Below are 17,460 nucleotides of genomic sequence, written 5' to 3' on the forward strand. Positions count from 1 at the left end.
TCCGCGGTAGCGGGATGAGGGGGGCGACGGTGGAGATATACGGAGAGCTAGCCCCCTCATCCGACCCTTCGGGCCACCTTCTCCCCGGTGGGGAGAAGAAATATGCCGTGACGCTTGCGCTATACTGCCGGGTTACCCCTGGATAACATCCGCCCATTCGGCATGGCGCAACGTCTGGGCCTTGAAGAAGGGGCAGAGTGGAATGATTTTCCAGCCGCCCTTACGGGCTTCATCGATCGCATGGGCGGCGAGCGCCTGGCCGACGCCTTTACCGCGCAGCGCATCGGGCACGCCGGTATGGTCGATGATGATGAGGGAAGGGGAAGTGCGCGAATAGGTCATCTCCGCCTTGTGGCCGTCGATGGTTGCCGAGTATTCGCCGTGCGATCCGGTTTCGGTTGTCTTGATGTCCATGATGAGCGCCTTCCGCATTGCTGTTCGTTGTCGCCACTGTACCGGCTTCAGCCTGAATTGAAACAGCATGATAGCAAACGCAGCGGACACAAACCGGCGACAATCACCGGCTCTGTAGCGCAGTTCTCAGATGGACATCCGAAATTAGACCGAAAACCCCGTCGATAATCCGGCGGGGCGTTCTCTACACTCGGTCTGGGCGCGTTGCCGCGCCGGCCCACTGTTTAGTGGCGATATTGCTGGATGCGCGTGGTGCGCAGGCCGGCAAGGCCATGATCGGAGATCGAGGACTGCCAGGACAGGAATTCTTCGACGGTGAGCGTATAACGCTCGCAGGCTTCCTCGAGGCTCAGCAGTCCTCCGCGTACGGCGGCAACCACCTCGGCCTTTCTGCGAATGACCCAACGACGGGTATTGGCAGGCGGAAGATCCGCAATCGTCAGAGGGCTGCCATCGGGGCCGATGACATATTTAACTCGTGGGCGTATCATTTCGGTCATTGGACACTCTATACAAACTCAAGACCATATGACGGGAACTCTATCCCGGTACCTTTAAAAATTGCCTAAGCAGCTCGTGACAATTTATTAAGAATTTGAACGGTTTCGCCTGATTTGTTCGAGTCGCCTTATTTTGCCGGGAAAAAATTTTTCCAAAAATCGCAATTTTTCTCTCTCACCGGTTGTTTCCGTCAAAGTGCCGCAAGCGAAAGGCACGTTTTCCCATCGCCCTGGGTAAATTCCGCCGTTCCCTCATGCTGCAGCCGCAGGCGGTCGCTGGCATCGAGAGAAAGAATGGATGTGGCCGACTGCTGGGTGCCGGTGGCGGAGACGTTGCCGGCGATGCTGAAGCTGGTCGCCGCGCCGTTCACGAACAGCGTTACCCGGTGGCCGGAGGAAGACGCGACGGCAAGCCCCAATACCGCCAGATAGAGGCCTTTTGCCGGAACGACGAGTTCACGCCCGCCGCCGCTCACTACATCACCGAGCGTAAAGCCGCCCTCGGCGATGAAGAGCACGGAAAAACCTGCCGCCGAGCCGTTGGCGGGTTTCGTCGTGCCCGCCGGCAGGCCGGCAACAGTGAGCGCGCGGTTCGGCATCGAGACCCGGCCATCGCCGCTGCACAAAAGCGCCGTATGCCAGGTGGCGCCATCCGCACTCGTCTTGATCGAAAAACCGTCGCTGCCGGCAAGGCCTATTTCCGCCCGGCCGCTCCAGCCGGACTGGAACAGCAGCGAGGCGGTATCGGTTTTGCCTGCCTTGTTGACCGTCATGCGGTGGCTGCCGTCTTCCGGCCCATGGGTGAAGAGGCTGGCGGGGGAGGCGAGCGCCATGCGGTTGGCGGCGTCTGCCTCCGTGCCGATGCCCAGCCTTTCCAGCCGACCGCTTGCCGGCAGCGGCAAGTCGCGCCAGTTGCCGTCGCGCAGGATGCGATATCTGCTCTCGGTCGCAAACCATGCCGTCCAGCCGGGCTGCGGCGTGATCGAAAGCCATGCGCCATCCTGCCGGAAGGCAAGTCTGCCGCCCTTGCCGGCCCAGTCGCCGGTGGCGCCGGCGGAGAGAAGGAAGCAGTCTCCTTCTGCTGCATCTTCGGGCGGTGTCGCGACGGTGGCCCTGACGACGAGCTGCACGATCGCATCCAGCCTTTGCAGGGCTTCGTTGTGGGTGACGTGCTTCTGGGCCTGCGAGGGCAGGATGTAGGGAAGCCGAAGTCTTGCCGTCTGTTCCGTCATGGTGTGCCTTCCGCGCTGCGGTGTTTCGTTGCGGGGCATTGTGGGGCGGTGGCGTGGGGTGGGGATGAGCGGGGATGGATTATTTTTTGGAGGCTTCGGCGTATGCCGCTTCACCCCCCTCTGCCCTGCCGGGCATCTCCCCCTCAAGGGGGGAGATCGACTCGTGGATAGGTCTCGCCTATCACGACGTTTACGAATGAAGCGGTGGTAGCGCCTCCTGCCGATCTCCCCCCTTGAGGGGGAGATGCCCGGCAGGGCAGAGGGGGTGAAGCGGCATACGCCGAAGCTCACCAAGGCAGAAATCCGATCCACCCGTTGCAGTAGCCGCAGGAGACGGCAAGCGGGTATTACCCCGCCTGTTCCACCGCCATCGCCCCTTCGGCAATGAAATCCGGATTGGCCAGCGCATCCTCGCCGTCACCCCGCACCGCATAGGCAAGCGGCTTGCCCTCGCAATCGAGCGTCCTGCCGCCGGCGGCGCGCAGCACGGCGTCGCCGGCGGCCGTGTCCCACATCATGGTGCGGCTGAAGCGAGGATAGATATCGGCGGCGCCCTCCGCCAGCATGCAGAATTTCAGCGAGGAGCCGACGGAGATACAGTCCTTCAGCCCGTGTTCGGCCACGAAGGCTTCCGTTTTTGCCGTACAGTGGGAGCGGCTGATCAGCGCCACGGGGGAAGCGCCGCGCCGGCGCGCGCGGATGGGGCGGCGCGAAAGGATGACGCCTTCGCCGGAAATGGTGAGCTTTTCGGCGGCATTGTGCTCGCCCGTCCATGCCTGCCCGCGGCAGGGGGCGTAGACCACGCCGACCACGGGTACGCCGTTGCGGATGAGCGCGATGTTGACGGTGAAATCGTCCTTGCCGGAAATGAATTCCTTGGTGCCGTCCAGCGGATCGACGAGGAAGAACTCCGCACCGGTTTCCGGCAGGATGCCGCTCGACACCGCTTCTTCGGCAACCACGGGGATATCGGGAAAATGGGCGGCCAGCGCCGCAAGGATGATCGTCTCGGCCCGCTGATCGGCCTCGGTCACCGGCGAGCAGTCGTCCTTATACGACACATGCGGGCCGGCACGGTGGACCGCCATGATGGCCTGCCCGGCGTCCAGCGCCGCTTTCGTCAATATGTCGATCATCTCTTTGCCAATTGATCCCGTCTGCGGGATATCGCCGTTCCGATCTTCGCTACTCCTTTGCCCGCCGCCCGTCAAATAATGGCGTCGGACAATGCTGAAATAAGCATCCGGCCGTCATTTTTTCAGCACTTCCTGCCAAAATCATGGCTCTTTTGACCGGGAAAGCGGCAGTCCATGTGGAAATTCCAAATTTTGTGCAGGATCGCCCGTTTTTGACTTCACATTTTTAACGAACACGATATGCATTTTGAGGGTGGGGGTCTGCCTGAAAGGCTTCCCCTATAATTAACATAACGAGGCGTGGCCCATTTGAGGCCATACCCGGGGGAAAGACATGGAGTATTTTATCCAGCAGCTCATCAACGGGCTGACTCTTGGATCGATCTATGGCCTCATCGCTATCGGCTATACGATGGTTTACGGCATCATCGGCATGATCAACTTCGCCCATGGTGACATTTTCATGCTTGGCGGCTTCGCCGCGCTGATCGTTTTCCTGATCGTGACATCCTTTGTCGCCGGCATTCCGGTGGCGCTTCTTCTGCTTTTGATGATGGTCGTCGCCATGTTGATGACCGGCTTGTGGAACTGGGTTATCGAACGCGTCGCCTACCGCCCGCTCAGAGGGTCGTTCCGTCTCGCGCCGCTGATCACGGCCATCGGTATGTCGATCGTGCTGTCCAACTTCATTCAGGTGACGCAGGGTCCGCGCAACAAGCCGATCCCGTCGCTGGTGACGGAAAGCTATCATTTCGGCGACATCACCGTGTCGCTTAAGCAGCTGATCATCATGGTCGTTACCTCGGTGCTGCTCTTCGCCTTCTGGTATATCGTCAACAAGACCCCGCTTGGACGGGCGCAGCGCGCCACGGAACAGGACCGCAAGATGGCCGCGCTGCTTGGCGTCGATGTCGACAAGACGATTTCGATCACCTTTATCATGGGCGCGGCGCTCGCCGCTGTCGCGGGCACCATGTATCTGATGTATTACGGCGTTGCGTCTTTCAGCGACGGCTTCATCCCTGGCGTCAAGGCGTTTACCGCAGCCGTTCTCGGCGGCATCGGCTCTCTGCCGGGCGCCGTGCTCGGCGGTCTGCTAATAGGCCTCATCGAATCGCTGTGGTCGGCCTATTTCTCCATCGCCTACAAGGATGTCGCGGCGTTCGGCATCCTGGCTTTCGTACTGATCTTCAAGCCGACCGGCATTCTCGGTCGTCCGGAAGTCGAGAAGGTGTGATCCCATGACCAATATCGCTTCCGACAATGCTGCTTCCAGCCCGAGCCTGATGGCGACGGCTGTGAAGGAGGGCCTGATTGCGGGCCTCGTATCGCTCGGCATGTTCATTCTTTATGTCGGCATCATCACTTATCAGGATATCAACAACCAGCTGATCTGGGGTACGCGCTGGGGCCTTCTGGCGATTTTCGTCGCCGTTGCCGCCGTCGGCCGGTTCCTCATGGTCGGCTTCATCAAGCCGTCGCTGGACCGCCGCAAGCTGGCAAAGGCCAAAAGCGGCGTGCCGGAGATTTCCGAGGAAAAGGGCTTTTTCCACAAGCACTTCCTGAAGCTGGCGCTGGTCCTTCTGCTGCTTTATCCGATGATCGCCGTGCAGCTCTTCGGCTTTCAGGGCTCGCTGAAATTCGTCGACAATTTCGGCATCCAGATCCTGATCTATGTGATGCTGGCCTGGGGCCTCAACATCGTCGTCGGCCTCGCCGGCCTGCTCGATCTCGGTTACGTGGCCTTTTATGCGGTGGGCGCCTATTCCTATGCGCTGCTCTCCAGCCAGTTCGGCCTGTCCTTCTGGGTATTGTTGCCGGTCGCGGGCATTCTCGCCGGTTTCTGGGGCATCATTCTCGGTTTCCCGGTTCTTCGTCTTCGCGGCGACTATCTGGCGATCGTGACGCTCGCCTTCGGTGAGATCATCCGCCTCGTGCTTTTGAACTGGACGGATGTGACCAAGGGCACCTTCGGTATTTCGGGCATCGCCAAGGCGTCGGTTTTCGGCATCTGGTCCTTCGATATCGGCGCGCCGAACAATTTCGCCAAGGTTTTCGGCCTGTCCATGTCTTCGGCCTATTACAAGATTTTCCTGTTCTACGTGATTCTGCTGCTTTGCATGCTGACGGCCTATGTCACCATCCGCCTGCGCCGCATGCCGATCGGCCGGGCATGGGAAGCGCTGCGCGAGGACGAAATCGCCTGCCGTTCGCTCGGCATCGATACCGTCATCACCAAGCTCACCGCCTTTGCAACGGGTGCGATGTTCGGCGGTTTTGCCGGTTCCTTCTTTGCCGCGCGCCAGGGTTTCGTTTCGCCGGAGAGCTTCGTGTTCCTGGAATCCGCCGTCATCCTCGCCATCGTCGTTCTCGGTGGCATGGGGTCGCTCACGGGCATCGCCATTGCGGCGCTGGTCATGGTCGGCGGCACCGAGGCGCTGCGTGAAATGGAATTCCTGAAGCATGTCTTCGGGCCCGATTTCACACCGGAACTCTACCGTATGCTGCTCTTCGGTCTCGGCATGGTCATCGTCATGCTGTTCAAGCCGCGCGGCTTCGTCGGCTCCCGTGAACCCACGGCTTTCCTTAAAGAACGCAAGGCCGTCTCCGGCAGCTTTACCAAGGAAGGTCACGGTTGATGGCTTCCGGAACGGCAACAATGACACCCAATACGACTGGCGATACGATCCTCAAGGTCGAACATCTCTCGATGCGCTTTGGCGGCCTGATGGCCATCAACGATTTCTCCTTCGAGGCGAAGCGCGGCGAGATCACGGCGTTGATCGGCCCCAACGGTGCGGGCAAGACCACGGTCTTCAACTGCATCACCGGCTTTTACAAGCCGACCATGGGCATGATTACCATGCGCCAGCAAAGCGGCGAGGCGCATCTTCTCGAGCGCCTGCCGGATTTCGAAATCACCAAAAAGGCGAAGGTGGCGCGCACCTTCCAGAACATCCGGCTGTTTTCGGGCCTGACCGTTCTGGAAAACCTGCTGGTGGCCCAGCACAACGTGCTGATGAAGGCCTCGGGTTACACGATCCTTGGTCTTCTCGGCCTGCCCGCTTACCGGCGGGCGGTGGACGCCTCGATCGAGAAGGCCAAGTATTGGCTGGAAAAGGCGGATCTGATCGACCGCGCCGACGATCCGGCCGGCGATCTGCCCTATGGCGCGCAGCGCCGTCTGGAAATCGCCCGCGCCATGTGCACCGGGCCGGAGCTTCTTTGCCTCGACGAGCCGGCCGCCGGCCTCAACCCGAAGGAATCGCTGGCGCTCAACACACTGTTGCGCGGTATCCGCGATGAAGGCACGTCGCTGCTGCTGATCGAGCACGACATGTCCGTGGTGATGCAGATTTCCGATCATGTGGTGGTTCTGGAATATGGCCAGAAGATTTCCGACGGCACGCCGGACCATGTGAAGAACGACCCGAAGGTCATCGCCGCCTATCTGGGTGTCGAGGATGATGAAGTGGAAGACGTGATTGCGGAAGAACTCGACGGAGGAGCGGCCTGATGTCTGGTGAACCGCTTCTGAAAGTCCAGGGTGTCGAAACCTATTATGGCAATATCCGCGCTCTGGCCGGTGTCGATGTCGAGGTCAAAAAGGGTGAGATCGTCAGCCTGATCGGCGCCAACGGCGCTGGCAAGTCGACGCTGATGATGACCATCTGCGGCAGCCCGCAGGCGCGCGCCGGCCAGGTGATCTTCGACGGCGAGGATATCACCCGGCTGCCGACCCATCTCATCGCCCGCAAGCGCATCGCCCAGTCGCCGGAAGGCCGCAGGATTTTCCCGCGCATGACGGTGCTGGAAAACCTGCAGATGGGCGCCAATCTCGATAATCTGAAATATTTCAAGGAAGACGTCGAGAAGATCTTCGTGATGTTCCCGCGCCTGAAAGAACGTCAGAGCCAGCGCGGCGGCACGCTTTCCGGCGGCGAGCAGCAGATGCTCTCCATCGGCCGCGCGCTGATGGCGCGGCCGAAGCTTTTGCTGCTGGACGAGCCGTCGCTCGGTCTCGCACCGCTGATCGTCAAGGGCATTTTCGAGGCGATCAAGAAACTCAACCAGGAAGAGGGGCTGACCGTCTTCCTCGTGGAGCAGAACGCCTTTGCCGCGCTCAAGCTTTCCGACCGCGCCTATGTGATGGTCAACGGCAAGGTGACCATGAGTGGTTCGGGCAGGGAACTGCTCGCCGATCCGCAGGTGCGCGCCGCCTATCTCGAAGGTGGACGGCACTGAAAGATTTTACTTGCGCCGGAAATTTTGCGGCGCAAGACTGCAAACGGTGGCCTGTCGTCCTTTCGGCCAAACCTTAAGGATCCATGGCGGGGTGCAAACAATAAAATGCCCGGCGGGAAAACGACGGGACGACAGACAAGGCAGGGCCAGGGCGTTTCAGCCCGGCACTGATGGGGAAAGAGATGCAGGGCCTTTTTTTCGAAACGGATAACGGCGTGCGGTATGTTCTGCGCGCGCTGGTTGTTCTTCTGGGTTTCTGGACAGCATGGCGCACGGGCAAGTCCGTGGCCGATGGCTGGGGCGGTTATACGCGGGTGGTGATCTATACGCTCGCTCTGGGTGTAGTGATGCGGTTTCTGCATTACGCGCTCTTTGCCGGGCCGTTCATCAACGGTTTCTATTACGTGTTTGACGTCGTTCTTCTTCTGGCTTTTTCCAGCGTCGGTTTCCGCATGCGCCGGACGAGCCAGATGGTCAATAACTACTATTGGCTCTACGACCGGACGTCGGCATTTTCCTACAAGAAGAAAGATTGACAGGCGGATTTTTCCGGCTGCACAATGCTCGTCAGAGTGGAACGGTTTCTGTTCGGTTAAGGTGGGTGTCGAACAGGTCCTTGCAATCAACCCATCCAAGGAACTGGGAGTAAAGTAATGAAGAAGTCTCTTCTTTCCGCTGTTGCGCTGACCGCCATGGTCGCGTTTGGCGGTTCGGCCTGGGCCGATGTCGTGATCGCTGTCGGCGCACCGCTGACCGGCCCGAACGCTGCTTTCGGCGCTCAGATCCAGAAGGGCGCCGAACAGGCTGCGAAAGACATCAATGCCGCCGGCGGCATCAATGGCGAGCAGATCAAGATCGTGCTGGGCGACGACGTATCCGACCCCAAGCAGGGTATTTCGGTTGCCAACAAGTTCGTCGCTGACGGCGTGAAATTCGTTGTCGGTCACTTCAACTCGGGCGTTTCCATTCCGGCCTCTGAAGTTTACGCCGAAAACGGCATTCTCGAAATCACGCCTGCTGCAACCAACCCGGTCTTCACCGAACGCGGCCTGTGGAACACCTTCCGCACCTGCGGCCGTGATGACCAGCAGGGCGGCATTGCCGGCAAGTACCTGGCCGATCATTTCAAGGATGCCAAGGTCGCCATCATTCACGACAAGACGCCCTACGGTCAGGGCCTTGCCGATGAAACCAAAAAGGCTGCCAATGCCGCCGGCGTGACGGAAGTCATGTATGAAGGCGTCAATGTCGGCGACAAGGACTTCTCCGCGCTGATCTCCAAGATGAAGGAAGCCGGCGTTTCCATCATCTACTGGGGTGGCCTGCACACCGAAGCCGGTCTGATCATCCGCCAGGCGGCTGACCAGGGCCTGAAGGCCAAGCTCGTTTCGGGCGACGGTATCGTCTCGAACGAACTTGCTTCCATCGCCGGCGACGCCGTCGAAGGCACGCTCAACACCTTCGGCCCCGATCCGACACTGCGCCCGGAAAACAAGGAACTGGTAGAGAAGTTCAAGGCCGCCGGCTTCAACCCGGAAGCCTACACGCTCTATTCCTATGCCGCGATGCAGGCGATTGCCGGTGCGGCGAAGGCCGCCGGTTCCGTGGATCCGGAAAAGGTTGCCGAGGCCCTGAAGTCCGGCACTTTCCCGACCGCGCTTGGCGAAATCTCCTTCGATGAGAAGGGCGACCCGAAGCTTCCCGGTTACGTCATGTACGAGTGGAAGAAGGGTCCGGACGGCAAGTTCACCTACATCCAGCAGGGGACGTGAGTCTCACTGGATCATAGCCTATCGAAGCCCGGCAGCGATGCCGGGCTTTTATTTTCGAGGCGGACGCCTCCAATCTTCGCAATAACTGACCCCAGCCAAATTGGCGCGCGGGTCAACTGCAATCCCGGCCTCAGCGCGTTTTCTTGGCAAGCTGCTCCAATACCACGCCGGCTCTCTCCGATACCGGTACCTTCGGCAATATTATCGTTTCATAATCCAGCTCGTCATAGTCGCGGAGCAAACGCCCATATTCCTCGACCGCTGCATCGAAGCCATGTTTGCGCTCGCTGTCGCCCGTGTAAATTTCAGGCCATGGCGGGGTTAGGAAAACCAGGCGGTTATAGCGGTGTGAAGCCCGCAGCGCCTCGATGAAGGTATCGCCATTTATATGGCGAAGTGCTGAGGCGGCGTCGATCAGGCTGCGGTCGAAGAAGACGAGGCCCTCCGGTGGCGCATTCTGCCGGTCCTCGAGCGCCATGGCGATGGCCCGGCGGGCGAAGGCCTGCATGTCGATCCACGGCAGGGCGGTGCCGCCATTGCGGGTTTCCTGGACGACGATACGGCGGCCTGGTTCCTCGACGGTGGCGAAACCGCGTCGGGCTAGTTCGGCAAGCAGGGTGGATTTGCCGCCGCCGGAGCAGCCGGAAAGGATGATGAAACGGTCCATGGAATTTCTATCCTGTGACAGGGTGTAGTTGGTCGAACATTGATTTTTTGGGTGGTGGGTCGCCGCTGGTTTCTTCTCCCCGAGGGGGAGAAGGTGGCCCGAAGGGTCGGACGAGGGGGCAATCTCGCCGGAATTCGGAGACCTCGCCCCCTCATCCCGCTACCGCGGACTTCTCCCCCTCGGGGAGAAGAAACAAGCGGCGGCCGCCCGGCCAATAAGCGGGTGGCGTGCACTCAAGCGGAAAATATATGCCGGACGAACCTTAGCATATTAACGGCGGTCGTCACCCCTGATGCAGGACATGCGCGGCCTTCACAGCCGCCGATGCCCGGTTTTCGACGCCGAGCTTCACATAGATCTGCTCCAGATGCTTGTTCACGGTTCTCGCGGAAAGGCCGAGGATATCGCCGATATCGCGGTTGGATTTGCCTTTGGCAATCCACAACAGAACTTCCGATTCCCGCGTTGTCAGGGCAAAGTGGTCCTTCAGCAGATGGTCGTCGGATTTCTCATTGGCGGCGGTCAGGCGGAAGAGATATTCGTCCGGTCCCATCGCGCCGAGGAAGGAGAGTTGCAAAGCGGGCCGCCCGGCCTCGGTGATCGTCAGCGGCGTGTCGCGGGCGGCATCCACCGTTGCCCGGTGCGAAAGCCAGCCGGAAATATGGGCAACGACAATCTCCAGCCCATCATCCCGGCCGGTCGCGGCGTTGACCAGCCGCGTCGCCTGCGGGGTGGACCAGTGGATGGCGCCATTGGCGCGCACGGCCAGCAGATGGCGGCCGGCGGCGTCGAGGGCGACGCGGGCGCTTTGCGCCGAGCGGGCGTTGGAGAGATGCACGCGGATGCGGGCGCGCAGCTCGTCGATATTGATTGGCTTGGTCAGATAATCGACGCCGCCGGATTCGAGCGCCCGCACCACATGTTCGGTCTCTGTCAGCCCGGTCATGAAGATGACCGGCACCTGCGCCACCGCCGCATTGGCCTTCAGGCGACGGCAGGTCTCGAAACCGTCCATGGCCGGCATGACGGCGTCGAGCAGGATGATATCGGGCGTAATGCGTTCGGCAATGTTGAGCGCGGCCTGGCCGGAGGTGGCGATGAGGGCGGAAAAGCCTGACTGTTCCAGCGCGTCGGTGAGGAACCCCAGAGCTTCCGGGCTGTCATCCACCAGCAATACGATGTCTCTCGGGGCTGCCGCCGCCTGACCGCTCATGCCTTGCCGTCTCCCGTGTCTTTATCTGCAAACCGTTTGAGAAAATGCGCGTAACCGGCCAGATCGAAGGCCTGCACATAGGTGCCGAGCTCCCGCGTGAAGGGCAGGTTATCCGTGTTGCGGGCAAGATCGGCGAGTTTCGCCTCGATGCCGCGTATGTAGCCTATTTCGCCGAGCCGCTGCAAATCCTGGATATGAATTGCGCCGGGATGGATGATCTCGGCAGGGGGCTGCTGCTTTGGCGCGGGCGGCAGATCGGTATCGTAAATCCATTTCAGCCCGAGATGCACGGCGAGCCTGTCGCAGAGATGGCGGATATCGACCGGCTTGGCGATGGCGTCATTGTGGTTGTCCTCCCCCGCGCCAGCGACAGTGCCGTCGCCGATATTGGCCGAGAGCATGATGAGCGGGGCCGTCTGCCCTGCCTCGCGAAGCTTCGTCACCAGCTGCCAGCCGGTCATGCCGGGCATGGAAATATCGATGAGGAAAAGGTCTGGCTTCACCCCTTCGATGAGGGTGAGGCATTCGGGGCCGGATTGCGCCGTCAGCACTACGAAATCGAGCGGCGAAAGCACCTGCCGCATTAGTTCGCGGTGATCCTCATTGTCATCGACCACGACAACGGTGCGGCGCGGCCCGGAATAGGAGCGGATGGTCTTTTCCGCCGCTGGCGTCGTGCTTGGCCGGTGCACGGCAGACAGCATGAGGCGCACGCGGAAGGTGGATCCCTCATCCTTTTCGCTGGAAACGGAAATCTCGCCACCGAGCGTATTGGTCAGAAGCCTTGTAATCGTCAGCCCCAGGCCAAGGCCGGGCATCGGCCGCACGCTTTCGGCCTCGCCGCGCTGGAAGGGTTCGTAGATGCGGGCGAGGTCCTTTTCCGCGATGCCGCGGCCGGTATCGGACACGGTGAAGCTTGCCACCTGGCTTCGATAACCGACATCGAAGGTGACCGCGCCCTCATCGGTGAATTTGATGGCGTTGGAGAGCAGGTTGACGAGGATCTGGCGCAGACGCTTTTCATCCGTGCGGACATATTGCGGCAGAGCGGGCGAGCGGTCGTGGCGGAATTCCAGGCCCTTGGCCTGCGCCTGAGGGCGGAACATATCGACGATCTGATCGAGGAAATCCTGAATGTTGATCTCGTTGGAATAGACCTGCAGGCGGCCCGCCTCGATCTTGGAAATGTCGAGAAGCCCGTCGATCAAACCCGAGAGGTGGTCGGCGGAGCGGCGGATGACCTTGATCGCCGATTGGCGGGGAGGGGGGATGGTCTCGTCCCGCTCGAGGATCTGGGCATAACCGAGAACGGCGTTGAGCGGCGTGCGCAATTCGTGACTGAGGCCAACGACATACCGGCTCTTGGCGCGGTTGGCGGCTTCCGCCGTTTCCTTGGCGTCCTGAAGGGCGGCGTCGGTCTTTTTGTGGGCGGCGATTTCCTTCAACAGTAGCGTGTTCTGGCGCGAGGATTCCTCTTCCGCCACCACGCGGCTGTCATGGGCAAGAACCAGAAACCAGCAGACAATGCCGGCAATGACGGCGAAGACGAAAAACACGATGAGGATGGTGCGGTTGACCACATCTGCCGTTGCCGGCGAGGCGGTGCCGACCTGATGGGCGATCATCGCCAATATGCCGCCGATGGCGGTGACGGCGATGGCCGCCGCCATCCCATAACGCCCCAGCCGGGTGGCGAGTTTGGCCACCAGCTGTCTCGGGAGAAAGGTTTTTGCGACAGTCGCGACCTGATAGTTGAGCTTGGCCTTCGGCTTGCACATGTCATGGCAGCGGCTGTCCAGCGAGCAGCAGAGCGAACAGATCGGCGCGGCATAGGCGGGACACCAGGCCATGTCTTCCGGTTCGAAGGGGTGTTCGCAGATGGAGCAGGTGATGCTGCTCTCCTCGCGCCATTTCTGGCGCGGTTTGCGGGCGAGATAAAATTTACCCTTTGTGCCCCAGGCAATCAGCGGCGAGGCGATGAAAGCGACGATGAGCGTCAGATAGGGCGCGAGCGATGCGGCGAGCGGCCCGAAGGCGCCGAAATGCGCCATTAGCGCAATTGTGGCCGAAAGCGTCATGGAGCCGACGCCGACGGGATTGATATCGTAGAGATGGGCGCGCTTGAACTCGATGCCCGGTGGGGCAAGGCCGAGCGGCTTGTTGATGAAGAGATCGGCCGAAATGGTGCAGAGCCACGCCATGGCGATGATGGAGAAGATGCCGAGCGTTTCTTCCAGCAGGCGGTAGATGCCGAGTTCCATCAGAAGCAGCGCGATCGCCACATTGAAGACCAGCCAGACGACGCGGCCGGGATGGCTGTGGGTGAGCCGCGAGAAGAAGTTCGACCAGGCGAGCGAGCCCGCATAGGCGTTCATGACGTTGATCTTCAGCTGCGAGACCACCACGAAGGCAACCATCAGCAGCATGGCCGCCGTCTGGTTGGGGATCATGTAGCCGAAGGCGGTGAGATACATCTGGGCCGGATCGGCGGCGCGGTCCACCGAGACGCCGGAGCTGAAGGTGAGCACGACAAGGAAGGAACCGGCCAGCAGCTTCGGCACGCCGACGACGACCCAGCCGGCACCGGCCAGAAACACCGCGATGCGATGGCGCAGCCGGCTCTGGCCTTCGGCCGGCAGGAAGCGCAGGAAGTCCACCTGTTCGCCGATCTGCGACATCAGCGCCAGAATGACGGCCGAGGCCGCGCCGAATTCCACGAGGTTGAAATCCGCCACGGTGCCGGGCGGGCCGGAGGCGTGGTGAATGCCGGCAAAGGCGCGCCAGAGATCGTATTTTTCCCAGTCCATCAGGGCGATGAAGATGAAGGGCAGGATGTTCAGCACGATCCAGAAAGGCTGGGTGATGATCTGGAAACGGCTGATGAGGCGCACGCCATGGGTGACGAGCGGAATGACCATGACGGCGGAGATGATGTAGCCGATCCAGAGCGGTATGCCGAGCGCCAGCTCCAGCGCGCCGGACATGATCGACGCCTCGATGGCAAAGAGCATGAAGGTGAAAGCGGCATAGATCAGCGAAGTGATGGTGGAGCCGATATAACCGAAGCTCGCGCCGCGCGTCAGGAGATCGATATCGACGCCGTGGCGGATGGCATAACGGCTGATCGGCAGTCCGACGGCGAGCATGGCGACGGCAGCGACGAGGATGGCGTAAAAGGCATTTGTGGTGCCATAGGACAGCGTGATCGCGCCGCCGATGGCTTCCAGCGCCAGAAAGGAAATCGCGCCGATGGCGGTGTGGGAGATGCGGTTGGAGGAAAATTGCCGGGCGCTCTTGGCGGTGAAGCGCAGCGCATAATCTTCCAGCGTCTGGTTGGCGACCCAGCGGTTATATTCGCGCCTGACGGGGATGATGCGTTGCCGTGCCGCCATGCCTATCGAGCGCCTTTCCGCAAGGGGCCTCTCACAGCCGCACCGACATGCCGCCATCCACCGTCAGCACATGGCCATTGACGAAGGAGGCCGCGTCGCTCGCCAGAAACAGGGCGGCACCGGCGATTTCATCCGGCCTGCCCCAGCGCTCCAGCGGCACGCGCAGCTTGGCAAAGGCAACCATCTCAGGGTTCTCGGCGAGGGCCGCATTGGTTTCGGTGGCGAACATGCCTGGCGCAATGGCGTTGCTGGTGATGCCGCGCGCGCCATATTCGACAGCAATTGCGCGCATCAGTCCAGTCAGCCCCTGTTTGGCGACGGGATAGATCGCATCACCCGGCCTGACGATATGGCCGAGAATGGAGGTGATGGTGATGATGCGGCCGTAAGCGTTGGCATTCATGGCTTCAGCCGCGTCGCGCGAGAGCGAGACGGAGGAGGTGAGGTCGGTGCGGATAAGATCCAGCACGTCCTCGTCGCTGAATTCGGCAAGCGGACGGCGGTCGCGCGCGCCGACATTGTTGACGAGGATATCGAGATGGCCGAACTCGCCCATGACACGGCGGACGAGGGCGCTTCCGGCGGCGGTATCGGCAATGTCGAAAGCGGCATAGTCGGCTTTTCCGCCAGCAGCGCGAATGATGCCCGCCGCCTGTTCGAGCGTCTCGGCGTTGCGGCCGGTCAGCCACACATGGGCGCCCGCTTCCGCAAAGGCGCTGGCGATTTCGAAACCAAGGCCGCGACCGCTGCCGGTAATAACGGCGATGCGGTTTGCGAGAGAGAATTTCTGGAGAATGCCCATCGCTCACCTTCTTGCTTGAGAGCATCGGACCGAAAACGATGTTGCGGTTTTCGGAAAACCCGAGGCTGTTGGTCAAAGCCACGCCGCTTGTTTGAGCTTGCGTATGGGAAGACTATGCCGTGTGCGGCGCTCGGCGAAAGGTCGCCTGTCCGGTCCGGCCGTTCGGTGGACATAAAAATGGCGTCGCCCGGTTGCGGGCGACGCCATGTCTTGGGTTATCAGGCAGCAGCCGACTTTGCGAGCGGCACTTCTGCGATCGTCTTCAGAACGACGGAAGCGATCTGGTACGGGCAGCCCTGCGAGTTCGGACGACGGTCTTCGAGGTAACCCTTGTAACCGTTGTTGACGAAGGAATGCGGAACGCGGATCGAGGCGCCACGGTCGGCAACGCCGTAGGAGAACTTGTTCCACGGAGCGGTTTCGTGCTTGCCGGTCAGGCGCATGTGGTTGTCCGGACCGTAAACGTCGATGTGCTCTTTCCAGTTCTTGGCAAAAGCGGCCATGAGGGCTTCGAAATATTCCTTGCCGCCAACTTCACGCATGAACTTGGTGGAGAAGTTGCAGTGCATGCCCGAACCGTTCCAGTCGGTGTCGCCGAGCGGCTTGCAATGGAATTCGACGTCGATGCCGTACTGTTCGCAAAGGCGCAGCAGCAGGTAACGGGCGATCCAGATCTGGTCGGCGGCGCGCTTGGAGCCCTTGCCGAATACCTGGAATTCCCACTGGCCCTTCGCCACTTCGGCGTTGATGCCTTCGTGGTTGATGCCGGCTTCGAGGCACAGATCGAGGTGCTCTTCAACGATTTCGCGGGCAACCGAACCGACGTTCTTGAAGCCGACGCCCGTGTAGTAAGGACCCTGCGGAGCCGGGTAACCCTGTTCCGGGAAGCCGAGCGGGCGGCCGTCCTGGTAGAAGAAATATTCCTGCTCGAAGCCGAACCATGCATCTTCGTCGTCGAGGATGGTGGCGCGGCTGTTCGACGGATGCGGGGTGACGCCATCGGGCATCATGACTTCGCACATGACGAGCGCGCCGTTGGAGCGGGCCGGATCCGGGTAGATCGCGACGGGCTTCAGCACGCAATCGGAAGAGTGGCCTTCGGCCTGCTGCGTGGAAGAGCCGTCAAAGCCCCAAAGCGGCAGCTGCTCGAGTGTCGGGAATTCATCGAATTCCTTGATCTGGGTTTTGCCGCGCAGGTTGGGGACCGGCTTGTATCCGTCCAGCCAGATGTACTCGAGTTTGAACTTAGTCATTACGAACCTCTCATAGGTAACAATGCGAAGCCTTGAGGCCTCCCGTGGCTTTCGCCACCGGAAGCGCATTCGCGTTCAAGGGCTGACCCCTTAGATGCATGCCGCGTGCCAGATTGGCGATATCTGGCGATTTTTTCGAAAAATCTTTCAAGGCCCATGTCGCTCAGCGGCTGCGATATCGCCCACGCGCGCTTCTGCTGCACTGCGGCAGGCAAATTCACCCCTCATGTTTCATCATTGAATCCTGATAGATAGCCGGCATGCTCTTGGGAAATGCCCTGCTGCGGTGCAATGATTTCGATTGCGCGCGAGGGATTGGCAATTGCCCCAAAAACCGGCGCTTTCGGAATGGTTTTTCTTGTAGAAGAGGCGATTAATGCCTATATTTTTCGCAAGGTGATTTTTTTTTAATCAAACGGAGCGAATCCGGGTTTTAAGGGTTTGCTCCTGATACCAAAGTGCTTCGATGCAAACAGAGTGAGATGACCGAAATGGCGACTGGCTTTCATCGTGAGACGGCGACGATCTATCAATTCCCGAATGGCGGGCGCGCGGGGGTGTCCAAGTTCCGCAACAGCGGGCTGAGTGACCTCGAGCGCGAGGCGCGGGAGCCGCATGTGGATTTTGGCTCGTGGTATCACGACGAGGCGATCCGTGACGAAGAGCGGGACGGCAAGCCGCATTCTTGATGTGCGGACGTTGCCGCGAATTTCTTCTCCCCGAGGGGGAGAAGGTGGCCCGAAGGGTCGGATGAGGGCGTAACCCCTCCGTATATATTGACGCTCGGCCCCTCATCCCGCTGCCGCGGACTTCTCCCCGGCGGGGAGAAGAAAC

16 protein-coding genes are annotated in these 17,460 nt (G+C 60.6%); 7 read left to right on the forward strand and 9 right to left on the reverse strand.

Going from position 1 to position 17,460, the window contains the following annotated elements; all coding sequences use genetic code 11:
• Positions 1 to 132 precede the first annotated feature (132 nt).
• The 4 genes from PL597_RS18580 to cysQ all read right to left on the reverse strand — a co-directional run bounded on the left by PL597_RS18580 (position 133) and on the right by cysQ (position 3,282).
• The gene (locus tag PL597_RS18580; protein WP_003522924.1) at positions 133 to 414 is read right to left on the reverse strand and encodes a GNAT family N-acetyltransferase; all 282 of its coding nucleotides are present in this window, start codon (positions 412 to 414) and stop codon (positions 133 to 135) included.
• A gap of 224 nt (positions 415 to 638) precedes the next feature.
• The gene (gene sciP / locus PL597_RS18585) at positions 639 to 914 is read right to left on the reverse strand and encodes a CtrA inhibitor SciP (RefSeq protein WP_004430042.1); all 276 of its coding nucleotides are present in this window, start codon (positions 912 to 914) and stop codon (positions 639 to 641) included.
• A gap of 191 nt (positions 915 to 1,105) precedes the next feature.
• A complete protein-coding gene (locus tag PL597_RS18590; protein ID WP_271365929.1) occupies positions 1,106 to 2,146 on the reverse strand; it encodes a DUF2793 domain-containing protein in 1,041 nt (346 codons plus the stop codon).
• 347 nt (positions 2,147 to 2,493) lie between these two features.
• Positions 2,494 to 3,282, reverse strand: coding sequence for a 3'(2'),5'-bisphosphate nucleotidase CysQ (gene cysQ / locus PL597_RS18595; protein ID WP_269826870.1), 789 nt, complete (start codon positions 3,280 to 3,282; stop codon positions 2,494 to 2,496).
• 334 nt (positions 3,283 to 3,616) lie between these two features.
• Here cysQ and PL597_RS18600 point away from each other — a divergent pair, with 334 nt between their 5' ends.
• From PL597_RS18600 to PL597_RS18625, 6 genes are all read left to right on the forward strand, one after another.
• Positions 3,617 to 4,519 (forward strand): branched-chain amino acid ABC transporter permease, encoded by a 903-nt coding sequence (locus PL597_RS18600; RefSeq protein ID WP_077981416.1) that lies wholly within the window; start codon positions 3,617 to 3,619, stop codon positions 4,517 to 4,519.
• A 49-nt stretch (positions 4,520 to 4,568) separates the two neighbouring features.
• A complete protein-coding gene (gene livM, locus PL597_RS18605; protein WP_416372240.1) occupies positions 4,569 to 5,921 on the forward strand; it encodes a high-affinity branched-chain amino acid ABC transporter permease LivM in 1,353 nt (450 codons plus the stop codon).
• The gene (locus tag PL597_RS18610; protein WP_077981418.1) at positions 5,921 to 6,799 is read left to right on the forward strand and encodes an ABC transporter ATP-binding protein; all 879 of its coding nucleotides are present in this window, start codon (positions 5,921 to 5,923) and stop codon (positions 6,797 to 6,799) included. Before livM ends, PL597_RS18610 begins: the two co-directional genes overlap by 1 nt.
• Positions 6,799 to 7,527: an ABC transporter ATP-binding protein gene (locus PL597_RS18615; RefSeq protein WP_077981419.1), complete on the forward strand. Its 729-nt coding sequence runs from the start codon at positions 6,799 to 6,801 to the stop codon at positions 7,525 to 7,527. Before PL597_RS18610 ends, PL597_RS18615 begins: the two co-directional genes overlap by 1 nt.
• Positions 7,528 to 7,709: 182 nt before the next feature.
• Positions 7,710 to 8,063, forward strand: coding sequence for a DUF6867 family protein (locus PL597_RS18620; RefSeq protein WP_077981420.1), 354 nt, complete (start codon positions 7,710 to 7,712; stop codon positions 8,061 to 8,063).
• Between the two features lie 117 nt (positions 8,064 to 8,180).
• Positions 8,181 to 9,299, forward strand: coding sequence for a branched-chain amino acid ABC transporter substrate-binding protein (locus PL597_RS18625; protein ID WP_077981421.1), 1,119 nt, complete (start codon positions 8,181 to 8,183; stop codon positions 9,297 to 9,299).
• 130 nt (positions 9,300 to 9,429) lie between these two features.
• Here the strand turns inward: PL597_RS18625 and PL597_RS18630 are convergent, their stop codons facing one another.
• The 5 genes from PL597_RS18630 to PL597_RS18650 form a co-directional block, all read right to left on the reverse strand.
• Complete coding sequence (locus tag PL597_RS18630; protein WP_269826871.1) at positions 9,430 to 9,966, reverse strand: AAA family ATPase; 537 nt, start codon at positions 9,964 to 9,966, stop codon at positions 9,430 to 9,432.
• Positions 9,967 to 10,249: 283 nt separating this feature from the next.
• Positions 10,250 to 11,179 (reverse strand): response regulator, encoded by a 930-nt coding sequence (locus PL597_RS18635; RefSeq protein WP_077981423.1) that lies wholly within the window; start codon positions 11,177 to 11,179, stop codon positions 10,250 to 10,252.
• Positions 11,176 to 14,571: a hybrid sensor histidine kinase/response regulator gene (locus PL597_RS18640; RefSeq protein WP_271365932.1), complete on the reverse strand. Its 3,396-nt coding sequence runs from the start codon at positions 14,569 to 14,571 to the stop codon at positions 11,176 to 11,178. The genes PL597_RS18635 and PL597_RS18640 overlap by 4 nt, the downstream gene beginning before the upstream one ends.
• Positions 14,572 to 14,602: 31 nt before the next feature.
• Positions 14,603 to 15,373, reverse strand: a complete 771-nt coding sequence (locus PL597_RS18645) for an SDR family oxidoreductase (RefSeq protein ID WP_271365934.1) — start codon at positions 15,371 to 15,373, stop codon at positions 14,603 to 14,605.
• Between the two features lie 218 nt (positions 15,374 to 15,591).
• Positions 15,592 to 16,626, reverse strand: a complete 1,035-nt coding sequence (locus PL597_RS18650) for a glutamine synthetase beta-grasp domain-containing protein (protein WP_077981426.1) — start codon at positions 16,624 to 16,626, stop codon at positions 15,592 to 15,594.
• A 482-nt stretch (positions 16,627 to 17,108) separates the two neighbouring features.
• Between PL597_RS18650 and PL597_RS18655 the strand changes: the two genes are divergently transcribed.
• Entirely contained in the window at positions 17,109 to 17,315 is a 207-nt protein-coding gene (locus tag PL597_RS18655) for a DUF2735 domain-containing protein (protein WP_162520560.1), read from the forward strand.
• Positions 17,316 to 17,460 lie beyond the last annotated feature (145 nt).

Origin of the sequence: Agrobacterium sp. ST15.13.013 (assembly GCF_027956525.1) — a bacterium.
Lineage (GTDB): Bacteria > Pseudomonadota > Alphaproteobacteria > Rhizobiales > Rhizobiaceae > Agrobacterium > Agrobacterium salinitolerans.